16 protein-coding genes are annotated in these 15,093 nt (G+C 63.6%); 10 read left to right on the top strand and 6 right to left on the bottom strand.

Annotated features, from left to right (window positions below; genetic code table 11):
- Window positions 1-38: 38 nt before the first annotated feature.
- Window positions 39-569, bottom strand: coding sequence for a GcrA family cell cycle regulator (locus BJ6T_RS17115; RefSeq protein ID WP_028170523.1), 531 nt, complete (start codon window positions 567-569; stop codon window positions 39-41).
- A 166-nt stretch (window positions 570-735) separates the two neighbouring features.
- Between BJ6T_RS17115 and BJ6T_RS17110 the strand changes: the two genes are divergently transcribed.
- On the top strand, window positions 736-1,344 hold the full coding sequence (locus BJ6T_RS17110; RefSeq protein ID WP_028156659.1) for a S24 family peptidase: 609 nt from the start codon (window positions 736-738) through the stop codon (window positions 1,342-1,344).
- A gap of 98 nt (window positions 1,345-1,442) precedes the next feature.
- On the top strand, window positions 1,443-1,718 hold the full coding sequence (locus tag BJ6T_RS17105) for a hypothetical protein (RefSeq protein ID WP_014493699.1): 276 nt from the start codon (window positions 1,443-1,445) through the stop codon (window positions 1,716-1,718).
- A 39-nt stretch (window positions 1,719-1,757) separates the two neighbouring features.
- Here the strand turns inward: BJ6T_RS17105 and BJ6T_RS17100 are convergent, their stop codons facing one another.
- Window positions 1,758-2,732 carry a quinone oxidoreductase family protein gene (locus BJ6T_RS17100; RefSeq protein ID WP_014493698.1) on the bottom strand — a complete coding sequence of 325 codons (975 nt, stop codon included), beginning with the start codon at window positions 2,730-2,732 and terminating at the stop codon, window positions 1,758-1,760.
- A gap of 226 nt (window positions 2,733-2,958) precedes the next feature.
- Between BJ6T_RS17100 and BJ6T_RS17095 the strand changes: the two genes are divergently transcribed.
- The 3 genes from BJ6T_RS17095 (at window position 2,959) to BJ6T_RS17085 (ending at window position 5,634) form a co-directional block, all read left to right on the top strand.
- A complete protein-coding gene (locus BJ6T_RS17095) occupies window positions 2,959-3,156 on the top strand; it encodes a hypothetical protein (RefSeq protein WP_014493697.1) in 198 nt (65 codons plus the stop codon).
- Between the two features lie 145 nt (window positions 3,157-3,301).
- Window positions 3,302-4,249: an AAA family ATPase gene (locus tag BJ6T_RS17090; protein ID WP_014493696.1), complete on the top strand. Its 948-nt coding sequence runs from the start codon at window positions 3,302-3,304 to the stop codon at window positions 4,247-4,249.
- Window positions 4,250-4,254: 5 nt separating this feature from the next.
- A complete protein-coding gene (locus tag BJ6T_RS17085; RefSeq protein ID WP_014493695.1) occupies window positions 4,255-5,634 on the top strand; it encodes a vWA domain-containing protein in 1,380 nt (459 codons plus the stop codon).
- Window positions 5,635-5,659: 25 nt separating this feature from the next.
- Here the strand turns inward: BJ6T_RS17085 and BJ6T_RS17080 are convergent, their stop codons facing one another.
- Window positions 5,660-5,842 carry a hypothetical protein gene (locus tag BJ6T_RS17080; RefSeq protein ID WP_014493694.1) on the bottom strand — a complete coding sequence of 61 codons (183 nt, stop codon included), beginning with the start codon at window positions 5,840-5,842 and terminating at the stop codon, window positions 5,660-5,662.
- A 365-nt stretch (window positions 5,843-6,207) separates the two neighbouring features.
- Between BJ6T_RS17080 and BJ6T_RS17075 the strand changes: the two genes are divergently transcribed.
- Window positions 6,208-6,429, top strand: coding sequence for a hypothetical protein (locus BJ6T_RS17075; protein WP_014493693.1), 222 nt, complete (start codon window positions 6,208-6,210; stop codon window positions 6,427-6,429).
- 87 nt (window positions 6,430-6,516) lie between these two features.
- On the opposite strand, the gene map is transcribed toward BJ6T_RS17075, so the two are convergent.
- Window positions 6,517-7,269 carry a type I methionyl aminopeptidase gene (map, locus tag BJ6T_RS17070; RefSeq protein WP_014493692.1) on the bottom strand — a complete coding sequence of 251 codons (753 nt, stop codon included), beginning with the start codon at window positions 7,267-7,269 and terminating at the stop codon, window positions 6,517-6,519.
- Between the two features lie 182 nt (window positions 7,270-7,451).
- Between map and BJ6T_RS17065 the strand changes: the two genes are divergently transcribed.
- Complete coding sequence (locus BJ6T_RS17065) at window positions 7,452-8,771, top strand: dicarboxylate/amino acid:cation symporter (RefSeq protein WP_014493691.1); 1,320 nt, start codon at window positions 7,452-7,454, stop codon at window positions 8,769-8,771.
- Here the strand turns inward: BJ6T_RS17065 and BJ6T_RS17060 are convergent.
- Window positions 8,768-10,147 carry a hypothetical protein gene (locus BJ6T_RS17060; RefSeq protein ID WP_028170522.1) on the bottom strand — a complete coding sequence of 460 codons (1,380 nt, stop codon included), beginning with the start codon at window positions 10,145-10,147 and terminating at the stop codon, window positions 8,768-8,770. The two genes, BJ6T_RS17065 and BJ6T_RS17060, sit on opposite strands and share 4 nt — an antisense overlap.
- Before the next feature lie 115 nt (window positions 10,148-10,262).
- Window positions 10,263-11,537 carry an allantoate amidohydrolase gene (locus tag BJ6T_RS17055; RefSeq protein ID WP_028170521.1) on the bottom strand — a complete coding sequence of 425 codons (1,275 nt, stop codon included), beginning with the start codon at window positions 11,535-11,537 and terminating at the stop codon, window positions 10,263-10,265.
- Window positions 11,538-11,933: 396 nt separating this feature from the next.
- Here BJ6T_RS17055 and BJ6T_RS17050 point away from each other — a divergent pair, with 396 nt between their 5' ends.
- The 3 genes from BJ6T_RS17050 to BJ6T_RS17040 are packed head-to-tail and all read left to right on the top strand — an operon-like array spanning window position 11,934 to window position 15,083.
- On the top strand, window positions 11,934-13,046 hold the full coding sequence (locus BJ6T_RS17050) for a BMP family ABC transporter substrate-binding protein (RefSeq protein ID WP_014493688.1): 1,113 nt from the start codon (window positions 11,934-11,936) through the stop codon (window positions 13,044-13,046).
- Complete coding sequence (locus BJ6T_RS17045; protein WP_014493687.1) at window positions 13,043-14,155, top strand: ABC transporter permease; 1,113 nt, start codon at window positions 13,043-13,045, stop codon at window positions 14,153-14,155. Before BJ6T_RS17050 ends, BJ6T_RS17045 begins: the two co-directional genes overlap by 4 nt.
- Window position 14,156: 1 nt before the next feature.
- Entirely contained in the window at window positions 14,157-15,083 is a 927-nt protein-coding gene (locus BJ6T_RS17040; protein ID WP_014493686.1) for an ABC transporter permease, read from the top strand.
- The last annotated feature ends 10 nt before the right edge of the window (window positions 15,084-15,093 follow it).

Below are 15,093 nucleotides of genomic sequence, written 5' to 3'. Positions count from 1 at the left end.
TCGGATACTCCTCGCAAATTGAATGAATAGCGGTCCCGTCAGGCGGCAGAGATCAGCCTCAGGACGACGGGACCGGCGACGCGAGCGGACGCGGCCTCAGACTTTCGCGTCAGGCGGGCATGCGGCGTGCAATAGCTGGAACCCCGCTGGCGCGGATGGCCGCAGAAGGCGATCGCCTCCCCGTCCTTGTCGCCACCATAGGGATAGCGGCAGTCGTCGCGCCCGAGTTCGCCCAGCGTGATCAGGCGGGGCTGGACGCCGACACAGCGCAACTTGACCCGCGCGGGCTTCATTGCGGATTTCGGTGGCAAGTTCAGGTTCGGCATCGCCGGACGGGGCGGCCCGATGAGACAGGCTCCTGACGGCAAGGACGGCACGATCGATGGACTCGTCATCCGCGCCGGTGCCGCGAGTCCCAGCCGCTTGGCGCGGCCGGCCACCGCGTTGCGTGTGTAAGCCGTTCCAAACCTTCCGTTTATCTGTCTTCCGATCTCCGCATAAGACATTCCCTTGAGAAAATAGTCGCGAAGCGCGTCGGAGTGCTCCGACGGCCAATGACCCGGTTCCATGCTGTTGTCCTGTGATGCGCCTCCTCCGATCGCTCGATCGCGAGGCGGAGATTACATTCCGTTATTCCGAAGCAACTGTCAAGCGACAATTCTGATATTCATAATTGCATCAATTCCGAATTTCGGATTACAAGAGGCGGGACGATGGGCAATCGAGGGAATCACCATGTTGGACGTTGCTATGATCGAGCGGGGCCTGGAGAAGACGGGCAAGAGCAAGGGCGGCCTCGCGGCCGCCATGGGCGTGCGGCCCGGCGCGGTGTCCGAGATCCTGGGCGGCGAGCGCCTGGTGAAGGCGTCCGAAATCATTCCGATCATGGAATATCTTGAGCTCAATCTCGCGCCGATCATGGGCCGCGTCGGAGCCGGCGCGGTGATCGAGCCCGATTATGAACAGGTTCCCCCGGAAGGCCTCGGCGATATCGCGCTGCCGTTCCCGATCATGGAAGAGACCGTCGCCTTCGAGATCGTCGGCGATTCGATGCTGCCCAAATACGAGAGCGGCGACGTGATCGTCGTCTACAAGGACCAGCGCCATCCGCTGTCGAGCTTCTACGGCGAAGAGGCCGTGGTCCGGCTCAAGACCGGCGAGCGCTATTTGAAGACCATCGAGCGGGGCAAATCCCCCTCCGTCGTCAACCTCACCAGCTTCAACGCCAAGCCGATCGTCGGCGTCAAGCTCGAGTGGGTCGGCGAGATCTGCCTGTCGATGCCCAAGGGCCAGCTCGAGCGGCTGCGCGCCAAGTCGGCACGCCCTCGCAAGAAGAGCAAATAGGCGTCGATTTCCGATTTCTGGAAATCAATCTTGACTTAATTCTGTTTTTCGGAAATACTCTGCCGCGCTCCCGACCACGGGCGCGGCAGGATCGTTTCATGCAGTATTTCGTCGTGATGATCGACTATGGGCGGCGCGGACGCGAGGCGGTCGTCGATCCCGAGATCACAAGGCGCGAGGTCATCTCCCGCGTCGCTTCGGGGGAATACCGAAACATCTCGTTCATCCACGAAATCGCGGAGAATTCGGTCGAAGACGTGACCGAGGCCATCCTGACCGAGGCCGCCCTCCCCCAGGTTCCGCCTGAAGAAGTCGACCTCCAGGCCACCCGCCTCGATCACGCCCGCGACCGGCGCAAGCACGAGAAAACGTGACGCAGGCCCAAACGGCCTGCGTCACTGCCCGGCCGGCGATCACACCGTGAGGACGGTCGAGCCCGTGGTCTTGCGTGCGGCGAGATCGGCATGCGCCTTGGCGGCGTCCTTCAACGGATAGGTCTGGTGCACCTCGATCTTGACTGCGCCGGACTTCACCACGTCGAACAGCTCGTTCGCCATCGCGACCAGGGCCTCGCGCTTGGCCGCGTAGGTGAACAGCGTCGGACGGGTGACGTAGAGCGAGCCCTTCTGCGCGAGCAGGCCGAGGTTGAGCGGCTCGACAGCGCCGGAGGACGCACCAAACAGCGCGGCAACACCGAGCGGCGCAAGACAATCCAGCGACTTCAGGAACGTATCCTTGCCGACGGAATCGTAGACCACCGGCACCTTCTTGCCGCCGGCGATCTCGTCGACGCGCTTCACGAAATCCTCGCGCGTATAGATGATCACATGATCGCAGCCGTGTGCCTTGGCGAGCTTTGCCTTCTCGTCGCTGCTGACGGTGCCGATCACCGTCGCGCCGAGATGCTTTGCCCACTGGCTCAGGATCAGGCCGACGCCGCCGGCCGCGGCATGGAGCAGGATGGTGTCGCCGGCCTTCACGCGATAGGTCTGCCGGATCAGATATTGGGTGGTGAGCCCCTTCAGCATCATTGCCGCCGCAGTCTTGTCGTCGACGCCGTCGGGCAGCTTCAACAGCCGGTCGGCCGGGATCAGCCGCGCCTCGGAATAGGCACCGAGCGGCGAGGCGCCATAGGCGACGCGGTCGCCCGGCTTCAGATCGGTGACACCCGAGCCGACTTCCTCGACGATCCCGGCCGCCTCGCTGCCAAGACCGCTCGGCAATTGTGCCGGATACACGCCGGAGCGATTGTAGATGTCGACGAAGTTGAGACCGACGGCAGTGTGACGGATGCGCGCCTCGCCGGGTCCGGGCTTGCCGACACTGACCTCCTCCCAGACCAGGACTTCAGGACCGCCGGTCTTGTGAAAGCGAATGGCATGCGTCATGGGCGTTGCTCCCTTATTGTTGCAGTGAAGGTCCGTGGAAAACGGATCGGCCAGTGAAATAGGAATTCGGTCGGCCCGTTACAGTACAGAGACGTAGCAAGAATGTCACAGCGAACGACAAAGGCGCGCAGTTCCGCCTCTGTTCGAAAGAGTTGATGACGGTCATGGTGCGCCCGGCGGTAGGTTTCGCACGGGGTTTGGTGGTCGCCTGCGAAGGAGAGCCGAGATGCCAGCTTATGTACAGCATCATCAGGATATCGAAATCGCGCCTGTGATTTGTCCCGCCTGCATGGGGTTCCTACCGATGTATGTCCGCGAGGTCGAACCGCATTGGGGCCTTGCCAGGATCGACTTCGTCTATGAATGCGCGGACTGCGGCGCCGAAGTCCGGCAGACCATCAGCAAGCCGGAGCTGCGGCACTGACCGCCGTCGGCGTCCCCCTCAAGTATTTGCGTTAAGCGGAAAAAACGCCGTCCGCGCGGGTCTGATGCCTCCCAAACGAGGCTTGTTCTTTGCCGGGAACGCAGGCAGAACAAGCCTCAAGCAGGACCTTTGGGAGCGCCCTTTCGTGGCTGAACAGAAGGCCTCGACCTCAATCGAGGCAGTGGAGAGCGGCCTCGCCGCGCAAGGCTATATCGCGAGCCGGCAGATCGCGACCGCCGTCTATTTGTCGCAGCAGATCGAGAAGCCGATCCTGGTCGAAGGCCCCGCGGGCGTCGGCAAGACCGAGCTTGCCAAGGCCATTGCGGCCTGGCGCGGCATGAAGATGATCCGCCTGCAGTGTTACGAGGGCCTCGACGAGGCCAAGGCGCTCTACGAGTGGAAATACGCCAAGCAGCTTCTCTACACCCAGATCCTCAAGGACAAGCTCGGCGAAGTCCTTGGCGGCGCGCAGACGCTGCATGACGCACTCAATCAGCTGCACGATTTCGGCGACGTGTTCTTCTCCAAGGAGTTCGTCGAGCCCCGGCCGCTGCTCCAGGCGCTGGAGCAGCCCGGCGGTTGCGTGCTGCTGATCGACGAGATCGACAAGTCGGACGCCGAGTTCGAATCGCTGCTGCTGGAAATCCTCTCCGATTTCCAGGTCACGATCCCGGAGCTCGGCACGGTCGCGGCGATCACGCCGCCGACGGTGATCCTCACCTCGAACAGCGAGCGTGACCTCGGCGACGCCCTGAAGCGGCGCTGCCTGCATCTGCATATCGGCTTCCCCGAGCAGCGGCTCGAAGAACGCATCGTCGAGAGCCGCGTCTCCGGCATCTCGCAGGCGCTGCGTCGGCAGATGGTCGGCTTCATCCACGAGATCCGCTCGCTCGACCTGAAGAAGCTGCCTTCGGTCAGTGAGACCATCGACTGGGCGCGCGTCCTGGTCCTACTTCAGGCCTCGGAGCTCGATACGGACATCGTCAAGGACACGCTCAATGTGCTCCTGAAGTACGAGGCCGACATAGAGGCAGCAACGCCGCAAGTTACGACCTTCATTGCCAAGGCGGCACGGTCCAACGTTTTCGGTTGACGCCGATGCGCGAGAACCTCCATCGTTTCTTTCGGGCGGCGCGCGGTGCCGGCGTGCATGTCTCGCCCGCCGAAAGCATCGATGCGATGCGCGCGGTCAAGCAGGTCGGCTTTTCCGACCGGGCCATCCTGCGCGATGCGCTGCTCCTGACGCTCGCCAAGTCGCAGGACGAGAAGCTCGCCCTCGGCGACTGCTTTGATCTCTTCTTCAGCCAACCAGAGCCGCGGCAGGGTCACCTCGAGGCCGACGACAACGACGACGCATCGCAGGACGCGGATCAGACGCCCTCACCCAGCTCGGCCAGTGAAGCAGGCGAAGGCCAGCCTTCCGAAGGATTGGGCCCGCTCGCGCAGATGCTGCTGTCGCAGGATCGCAACGCGATCGCAGCCGCCATCGCCAGCGCTTCCGGTGCGGCTTCGCTGTCCGACATCCGCTATTCGACTCAGCGCGGCATCTTTTCCAGCCGCATCCTCGACGCCATGGGCCTTCAGCGCCTGCGCGACGATCTCGACGCGCTCACCGCGGCCAATCCGTCGCTGGCCGAGCGTCTGCGCGGCGCGCTGGACGCGTTGCGCGAAGCAGTCCGCGACACCGTCTCGCAAGGCCTTGCGCTCTATGCCCGCGAGGAGGCCGAAAATCTCCGCAACGAGATCCTGCGCAATGCCCCGCTCGCCCGCATCGAGCGGCGCCAGGTCGCGGAGATGCGTGCGCTTATCCGCCAGATCGCGCGCCGCCTGCGCGAGCGCTACTCGAAGCCGCGTAAGCGCCAGCGCCGCGGCCATCTCGACGTGCGTCGCACACTGCGCCGCAACGCGGCCTGGGGCGGCGTGCCCTTCCTCACCACCTGGAAGCGCAAGCATCGCGATCGGCCGAAGATCGTTGCCATCTGCGACGTCTCCGGCTCGGTCGCGCAGGTCTCCGATTTCTTCCTGCTCCTGATCCACTCGCTGCACGAGGTGGTCGACGACGTCCACTCCTTCGCCTTCTCCTCCCATCTGATCGAGGTCAGCGAGATCCTGGAAAAGAAGTCGCCGGAAGAGGCGATGGCCGAGATCATGTCCAAGGTCGGCTTCGGCTCATCCGACTACGGCTCTTCGCTCGTCGATTTCGAGAAGGAGTTCATGAGCACGCTGACGCCGCAGACCACGGTGATCGTGCTCGGCGACGCCCGCAGCAACAATCTCGACCCGCGCGCCGACATCCTGCGCCGCATCTCCGAACGCTCGAAGCGCGTGGTCTGGCTCAATCCCGAAGGACGGCTCGCCTGGGGCTTCGGTGATTCCGAGATGCCGCGCTACGCGACCTTCTGCACTGTCGTGCGCCAATGCGCCACCGCACAGCAGCTCGAACGCGCCGTGTCCGACATCGTGGCGACTTATCAGTAGACGGCAATCACGTCCGTTGCTGGCGTCAGGCGGCAGTCAGCCCAGCTTGGACGAGGTTGCACTCCCGAAAGTGATGCGCAATTTCGTCGAGCGCGCGCTGCTCCCATTCCCGGGCCTGCGCGAGCCAGAACGCCCGTCGCTCCGAATCCAGCGCGGCGCGCTCTCGGCAGAGGAATTCCTGACTGCGAATTTCCACCAGCCTGTTCATGCACTCACACTCCTGTCGTGTGAAGCCAATCCCCCGCAGATCAACGTAGCAGAGTCCAGTCAGAGTCCAATCGCCCTCGCTTCACGATTTCTGTGCATATCGCGACGCGCAATGGGACAGTGATGCTTCCCGTGCACTGCGGTAACTCTCGCCGCAGGATCAAGCGCACATCATCAATTAGTGATCGGAGCTCGGGACGATTTTCGTGCGCGAGCCATCTTAACTGTTGTGGCGCAATGAAGTGCGGCAATTCGTGAAGAGAGGTTCTAAACAGCTTACCGAATTCCCGACTCATTGTCGTCGCATGGTGTTCATGCGGCGCCGCTAACAGGGGCGCGCGAACCTGGACTATCGCTTGAGGCAACATGAGCGACGACATCGACTTCGATCTTTCGCCGGACCAATGGGAAGCGCTGAAAGCGCTTCGCAACCCCGTGTCGAATGGTCGCCTCTCGAAGGCCTATCTCGTCGAAGGTCTCGTCAAGCTCGGTCTCGTTGTTGTCAATGACGGTGTACCTTCGATGACGCCAACCGGACGCAAGGTGCTGGTACGCGGATCGTGCCGGCTACTGGATCTCGTGGCGTGACGAGACTGTCCACGCGCAATGGCTCTGCATGATCGCCCGAAGAATAATCCTTTGCGTTCCTGCTGACAGCGCGTCGCGGGGACGAGTTCACCCCGCCAACGTAACGATCAAAGGTCCATTTCGGGTTGCGACGACCGTGTGCTCGTACTGAACGGTAGGCGCCCCGGGGCTGCTGTAGAGCGTCCATGGATCGTCATCACCGTTATCGGCCCACTCCGCGCCAAGCGACAGGAACGGCTCGACGGTGAACACCAGGCCATCGCTCATGATGCGGCGCTCGGAGCGATCGGGCCATGTCGCGATCTCCGTCGGCTCCTCGTGGAGCGACAAGCCGACACCGTGACTGGCCAGGTTCTTGACGAGCATGTAGCCGTTTTTCCGCGCAAACGTACCGATGGCCTGACCGATGCCGGCAATCGGTTTGCCGGCTCCGACCTGCCGCAGGCCCGTCCACATCGCCCGCCGACCATCCCTGCAAAGACGCTCGATCGAACGGGTGACGGGCGGAACGGCGAACGAAGCTCCCGTATCGGCAAAGAAGCCGCCCTTCTCGGCCGAGACGTCGATGTTGACGAGGTCGCCACGCTCGATCCGCCGGGCACCCGGGATGCCATGAGCGATCTCTTCGTTCACGCTGATGCAGGTTGCGCCAGGAAAGGCATAGGCCAGTTCCGGCGCCGAACGCGCTCCACCGGCCTCAAGGAGCTCTCGCCCGATCCGGTCGAGTTCGGCGGTGGTCATGCCGGGCTCGAGGGCCTTCCCCATCGCCTCAAGGGCATTGGCGACGATACGCCCGACCTCTTTCAGACAAATCAGATCGTGCTCATTCGAGATTGTCATATCAGGCTCTTGCGAAAGCCGGGACATAGCTGTTGCGATGCCGACTTGCAAACGGAAGAGCGCACGCAAGAATCTCCGATTATGCGGCGCCCTGGATGACTTCCAGGACCAAGCCGCGACAATCTGGCACGGTTGTTGCTCCTTTTTGACGTCCAAGACGCGTCAAACCGGGGGAGCCCACCATGTCGACCATCACCGCGGCACCTACCGCCGAGCCGAAGCCGCTCTACACCTCGCTGTTCGTCCAGGTCCTCGCCGCGCTGGTGCTAGGCGTCATCCTGGGGATGGGCGTTCCGGACTTCGCGATCGGGCTCAAGATCCTCAGCGATGCCTTCCTGAAGCTGATCTCGATGATCGTGGCCCCGATCGTGTTCTGCGTCGTCGTGCACGGCATTGCCGGCGCCGGCGACCTCAAGAAGGTCGGCCGGGTCGGCGTCAAGGCGCTGGTCTATTTCGAGGTAATGACGACGGTCGCGCTCGTGGTCGGCCTGCTGCTCGCCTATCTCTTCGGCCCCGGCCACGGCATGAACATCGATCCCTCGACGCTCGACGCCAAGGCGCTCAACACCTATGCCGACAACGCCCACAAGCTGTCCGGCGGCGGCATCGGTGCGTTCCTGATGAACGTGATCCCCAGCACCTCGTTCGATGCGCTGTCGCGCAACGACGTGCTCCAGGTGCTGTTCTTCGCGGTCCTTTTCGGTGTCGGCCTTGCGCTCGTCGGCGGCGAGAAGGGCGCGCTGGTCACGTCGATCATCGACGCGGCCTCCACCGTGCTGTTTCGGGTCATGGGGCTGATCGTGCGGGTCGCGCCGCTCGGCGTGCTCGGCGCGGTCGCCTATACCGTCGGCAAATACGGCGTCGGCTCACTGAAGCAGCTCGTCTCGCTGGTGATGCTGTTCTACGTCTCGGTCGGCATCTTCGTGCTGGGCGTGCTCGGCGGCGTGATGGCGCTCGCCGGAATCAACATCCTCAAATTCCTCGCTTACTTGCGCGAAGAGCTGACCATCGTGCTCGCGACCGCGTCCTCCGATGCCGTGCTGCCGCAGATCATGAAGAAACTGGAGCGGATGGGCGTGAAGGATTCCGTGGTCGGCCTCGTCATCCCGACCGGCTATTCCTTCAACCTCGACGCTTTCTCGATCTACCTGACGCTCGCCGTCGTCTTCATCGCGCAGGCGACCAACACGCCGCTGTCCTTCGGCGACCTCCTGCTGGTGCTCGGCGTCTCGCTGATCACGTCGAAGGGCGCGCACGGCGTGCCGGGTTCGGCGATCGTGATCCTGGCAGCGACGCTCAACGCGGTGCCGAGTATTCCCGCCATCGGCCTCGTGCTGGTGCTGTCGGTCGATTGGTTCATCGGCATGGCCCGCGCCCTCGGCAACCTCATCGGCAATTGCGTGGCGACTGTCGTGGTCGCCGCCTGGGAAGGCGATCTCGACCGCGCCAAGGCGGCCAAGGTACTGGAGGGTGGCGAGCTGGTCGACGTGACCGCGGGTTAGCGCCCGTCATCCCATTGGAGGAGTGGCGCTCCATACGCCCTCCCCCAGACGGACAGGAAGCGCGGAAACCAGGAGTGCGCCACGGCGCCTTTATACGCCCAGGTGCGATACTTCAGGCCCTGCTCCGAGATCAGCTCCTGATAGCCGCCATGGACCTCGGTCGCGGTCCGAATGTCCTTCAATATCCCCTGCGCGCAAGCCCGATAGGTATCGCTCCCTGAGGCTTCATCGAAGTCCAGCATCCGATCCGCGAATTCGACGTTGAATGTCGGCCACGACGAACGCCCCTGATAGGCCGGCGCCGCGATCTTGTGGATCATCTTGTTCCGTGGATTATCCGCGGACACCAGGAAGTGGAACGTACTGGGGATGCGAAATCGCGGCTCGGCGATGATCAGATCCGTCGTAGCCGCAAACAGCGCCCGCTCGCTGGCATCGTTCATGTTCCAGAAACCGCGATGCACGCTGACGAAATCCAGGGCCACCAAGGACACCGGCGCGCCCGCCGGGCCGTCAAGCGAATGCCTGATATAGCCGTCCTTGCCGAACAAACGGAGCAGATCTCGCTTGTACTGCGCAAGGTCGCGACCGAGCAGCCGCTTCAGTTCGTTCTCGTCGACGATCCCGAGCTGCACGCCCCACACGAACGTCGTGTAGACGCAGGCGTTGGTGACGAAGCGCCTGCGCTCGGCCCGCGTATCCGTTGCCGCAGAGCGAGGCCCCCCGGCATCGCACAGCAAATACCTGGTACCGTCAGTGTCGAACGGCTCAAGCTCGCTCGCGAGCTGAAGGATCGCTCGCTTCAGGTCGACGCCATATTCGGCCAGCAGCAGGCGGCCGGCATGTGCGCATTGCGACATCGCCAGATAGGAAGACGCTCTCTCGTCGGCACCTATCATCTGCTTGAGACCGGCGAGAATGCCGAGCAGCGTATCAGAGGGCCGCGAGAAATAATTCACGCCGAGGTACCGCCCGCGTCCCGCAGGAACGATGGTCGTCGTGACCACGTCGGCGCGAACCGCCTCCAGCAAGAGGCGAACGCTCTTTTCAAGCAGGCGAGCCCGACGGACCGCGTCCTGCGCATCCATGATGGTTTCAGGGTCGAGGACGTCGGGGTAAAACCAGGCGAAGTCGCGCGGGTAATAGGCGGAGGCGTGCGGCGCTCCCGTGACGAGGAAGGCCTCGGTCACCGAAAAGGCACTGTCCATCGAATGCCGGTAGAGATCCTCGATGTCCGACAACGCATGATGCGATTGTCTCAGGAAGCGATCACCGAGAAAATTGACCGCCTGAAGCGCGTTAGCGACGAAGGTCGCAGCCATCCCCTGGTAGAACCGGTTCTCACGCTGTGATGGAAAAGAGATGTCGCTGTTCATATGCGTCAATCGGCTGATGTCTCGTGACCCCGTGATGGCGGCCACCATTTTAAACATGACTGATTAAACATGACTGATTCGTATCTCTACCCGGTGACTTGCGGGCTTCAGGCTATCAGTTCGCGCCGGCACGGCCCTCCTGCGGCCTGAAATTCTCGATCACCCGCAGCAGCACGCGCGCGCCGGCGTCGACGTCGGCGAGCTCGACGTGCTCGTCCGGGTGGTGGCTGATGCCGCCGCGGCAGCGGACGAAGATCATGCCGACATCGGCGATATCGATCATCGCCATGCCGTCGTGCCCTGCCCCGCTCGGCAGCTCGAACACTGACGCGCCTTCGGCAGCGATCGCCTGCGCAATCTGGTCCTTCAGCCAGGGTGCGCAAGGCGCGGTGCGGTTCTCGTGAGTGACGTCTAGCTGAAGCGCCAAATTCCGGCGCTTGGCGATGGCCTCGATTTGCCGGACGACGTCGGCGACCGCGCGTTTACGATGCATGTCGGTCGGCGCCCGCATGTCGATGGTGAACGACACTTCGCCCGGGATGACATTGGTCGCACCTGGCCTCGCCTGGATATAGCCGACGGTGCCGACCAGCCCGCCCGCGTCGGTGCGGCAAAACTGCTCGATCGCGCCGATGCATTCGGCCGCGCCGGCGAGCGCATCACGGCGCAGCGCCATCGGCACGGTGCCGGCATGACCGGCCATGCCGGTCAGCCGCGCAGCGAGCCGTGTCGCGCCCGCAATCGCAGTGACGACCCCGACGGGCAGGTTCTGGGCTTCCAGCACCGGGCCCTGCTCGATGTGCAATTCGAGATAGGCGAGCAGTTCGCGCCGGGCCCGCGCGGCCGCGCCGATGTGATCGGGATCGAGGCCGAACGCGACGAGCGCATCGCGCATCGACACGCCGTCGCGGTCGCGCGTGTTCAGCACGCTCTCGTCGAAGGTGCCCGCCACCGCCCGACTTCCGAGCAGCGTCGAGGCGAAACGTACCCCCTCTTCATCGGCAAAGCCGATCACCTCGATCGCGAACGGCAGGCGCTTGCCGCGGCGCTTGAGATCGGCGACGCAGGCGATCGCCGTGATCACGCCCAGCGGCCCGTCCCATTTACCGGCATCGCGCACCGTGTCGTAGTGCGAGCCGAGCATCAGGCAGGGCGCCCCCGGCTGCTCGCCTTCGTAGCGTCCGCAGACATTCCCGATCGCATCGAGATGCGCGCTCATGCCGGCTTCGCGCATCCAGCCCAGGATGAGATCGGCGGCGCTGCGCAGCTCGTTGGTGAGGTAGATGCGGGTGAGCCTGTCGCCGTCTTCCGAGATCGCGGCGAGCTCGTCGATCCGTCGCACGATCTCCTCGCCGAGCGATGCATTCTGAACGGCGTTACCAGCAACCATCTCGGCGAGCTTCCCATTTGTTGGGACCGCGGCGGCGGTCCTGGCGGCAATCGATACAAGTTCGGTGCCAGCAAAAAATCACGAACGCGGTCCCGATCCGCGCGTGGGTAGCACGAATGCATGTTGCCGGCAGATCGTCTCCGCCATGGACACAAACGAGCTGGCCTAGTTGCTCAACTCCATTGCATACAAGTTCTAGATTTTGCTTAAAAATTAATCTGACGATTTACTCAGCAGGATTCTGCTAATTTATAAACACAATATTTTTCAATGACTTCAGGTCCATTGACCACTCCATGGCCTCTGGCACGAAGCTTGCGACATCTTATCCCCAGGCTCCGCCAGACCGGCGCGGCCGCGAGATTAAGGCGGGACATCCGCCAAGGGGAGCGAGCAATGGATTTCGGCAAGATTTCACGACGTCATTTGTTGCAGGGCGGCGCGGCCCTGACCCTCGGTGCGGCAGCGGGCCTCCGTCCCGCCTTCGCGGCCGATACCACCATCGGCTTCATCTATGTCGGCTCGCGCGATGACTACGGCTACAACCAGGCGCATGCGCAGGGCGCGGCGGCACTGAAGAAAATTCCGGGGCTGAAGGTCGTCGAGGAAGAGAAGGTGCCGGAGACCGACGCGGTCGAGAAGACGATCGAGTCCATGATCAACCTCGACGGCGCCACCCTGCTCTTCCCGACCTCGTTCGGCTACTACAACCCGCACATGATCAAGATGGCCACCAAGTTCCCGAAGCTGCGCTTCGAGCACTGCGGCGGCCTGTGGAGCGACAAGGATCCGAAGAACGCCGGCAGCTATTTTGGCTATATCGACGAGGCCCAGTACATCTCGGGCATCGTCGCCGGCTACACCTCCAAGAGCGGCAAGCTCGGCTTCGTTGCCGCCAAGCCGATCCCGCAGGTGCTGCGCAACATCAACGCCTTCGCGCTCGGCGCCAGACTCGCCAATCCCAAGGCCACCACCCAGGTTATTTTCACGGGCGATTGGTCGATGCCGGTCAAGGAGGCCGAAGCCACCAACAGCCTGATCGATCAGGGCGTCGACGTGCTCACCTGCCACGTCGACGGTCCGAAGACCATGGTCGAGAACGCGGCGCGCCGCGGCGCCTTCGTCTGCGGTTATCACACCAACCAGTCGCCGCTGGCGCCGAAGGCATATCTCACGGGCGCCGAGTGGAATTGGGAAGCGCTCTATCCGAAGTTCGTCAAGATGATCGCCGCCGGCGAAAGCATCCCGAACTTCTATCGTGGCGGACTCAAGGAAGAGATCGTCAAGACCTCGCCCTACGGTGAGGCAGTCTCCACCGAGGCGCGAAAGCACGCCGACGAGGTCAAGGCCAAATTCCTGTCGGCGGAGGGCTACGCCATCTTCAGGGGCGGGCTGGTCGACAACAAGGGCAAGATAGTGATCGCAGCCGGCACCGATCGCGGCCAGAAGGATCCTGAGCTGGAGAAGATGGACTACCTGGTCGAAGGCGTGATCGGAGCGACTTCGTGACAACGGAAGCCGCGGATTCCACTGAAGCGGCCGGGACAGTTGCCCCGGCCGCCGGTCCCGGCTTTGTCCAGCGCCACGGCGCGACAATCGAATACATCCTGATCCCGGGCGCGGCGCTGGCCGGCGCGCTCGTGGTCTTCGGCATCTTCGTCGCGATGTTCGGCAAGAACCCGCTCGATCTCTATTTCTATATGTACTACGGCGCTTTCGGCACCTGGTTCTCCTGGCAGAACACGTTGACGCGTGCCGCGCCGCTGATCCTCACCGCGCTCTGCACCGCACTGCCGGCACAGCTCGGCATGGTCATCATCGGCGGCGAAGGCGCGCTCCTGATCGGCGCGCTGTCGGCGACCAGCGCCGCGCTGGCGCTTCAGGGCATGCCGCCGCTCGTCGTCCAAATTGCCATGGTCATCGGCGGCGTGATCGGCGGCGGCCTGTGGATCATGCTGTCGGGCGCGCTGCGCCAATATCGCGGCGTCAACGAGACCATCTCGAGCCTGCTGCTCGTCTACATCGCGCTCGCGATCCTCAATCATCTCGTAGAGGGGCTGATGCGCGATCCCGCCAGCCTCAACAAGCCGTCGACGCGCGAGATCGGTGCCGCCAACATGATCGGCACCATTCCCGGCACCGACGTGCATTGGGGTCTCGTCTTCGGCCTGATCGCCGCGATCGCTGCCTACGTCCTGATCTATCACACCGTGTTCGGCTTCGCCGCGCGGGTCGCCGGCGGCAACATCCGCGCCGCAAAGATCGTCGGCCTCGGCGTCAGCAAGCTGATCCTGACCGTCTGCTTCCTCGCCGGCGGCGCCGCGGGCCTTGCCGGCATGGTCGAGGTCGCCGCTGTGCAGGGACGCACCAACGCCAACCTTGCGGCGGGCTACGGCTTCACCGGCATTCTCGTCGCCTTCCTCGCCCGGCAGAATCCGCTCGCGATCATTCCCGTCGCGATCCTGCTCGGCGGCATCAGCGCCAGCGGCGGCCTGCTGCAGCGCCGTCTCGGATTGCCCGACGCATCCGTTCTGGTGCTTCAGGGCATCATCTTCGTCTTCGTGCTGGCCAGCGATGCGCTTTACGGCCGCATTGGATTTTTGAAGGGAAAATCCTGAGATGGCAGACGGATCGATCGGACTCTGGACTGTCCCCCTCGCCGTGCTCGGCGGCGCCATCCGCGTCTCCACGCCGTTCCTGTTCGTGAGCCTGGGCGAATGCATCACCGAGCGCTCCGGCCGCATCAATCTCGGCCTCGAGGGCACGCTGGTGACGGGCGCGATGAGCGCCTACGGCATCTCCTACCTCACGGGCTCGCCCTGGCTCGGCGTGCTCGCCGCCGGCATCACTGGTGCACTGCTGGGCGCATTGCACGCCGGTATCTGCTCGCTGCCGCGCGTCAACGATATCGCGGTCGGCATCGCGCTGATGCTGTTCGGCACCGGCCTTGCCTTCTATCTCGGCAAGCCGCTGATCGAGCCCACCGCTCCGCGCTTGCCCGCGATCGATTTTGGCTGGTGGAGCGACGTCCCCCAAGTCCGCGCCGCGCTACGCGTCAACGTCCTGTTCCTGATCGGCGTCGCGCTCGCGCCGATCCTCTATTGGGCCTTCCGCACGACGCGCTGGGGCCTCTTGATCCGCACCGCCGGCGAGAGCTCTGACGCCGCGCGCGCAATGGGCCATTCCGTGCTGCTGATCCGCCTGCGCGCGACCATGGTCGGCGGCTTCCTCGCCGGCATCGGCGGCTCGTTCCTGTCGCTGTTCTATCCCGGCAGCTGGAATGAGGGCCTGTCCTCCGGCCAGGGCATCACCGCCGTGGCCCTCGTGATCTTCGCGCGCTGGGATCCCCTGCTCTGCCTATGGGCCTCGCTCGCCTTCGGCGGTGCCGCGGCCTTGGGCCCTGCACTGCAATCGGTCGGCGTCACCTCCGGCTATCACCTCTTCAACGCCGCGCCCTACATCCTGACGCTGGCGATCATGATCATCACCTGCTCGCCAAAACGCACGCTGACCGGAGCCCCGGCCGAATTGTCGATCACCCGCTAGAGAGCGAAAT

The organism is Bradyrhizobium japonicum USDA 6, assembly GCF_000284375.1.
Taxonomy (GTDB): Bacteria; Pseudomonadota; Alphaproteobacteria; order Rhizobiales; family Xanthobacteraceae; genus Bradyrhizobium; species Bradyrhizobium japonicum.
Note: the sequence above shows the minus strand (reverse complement) of the source record. Positions and strands in the feature narration are given on the sequence as shown.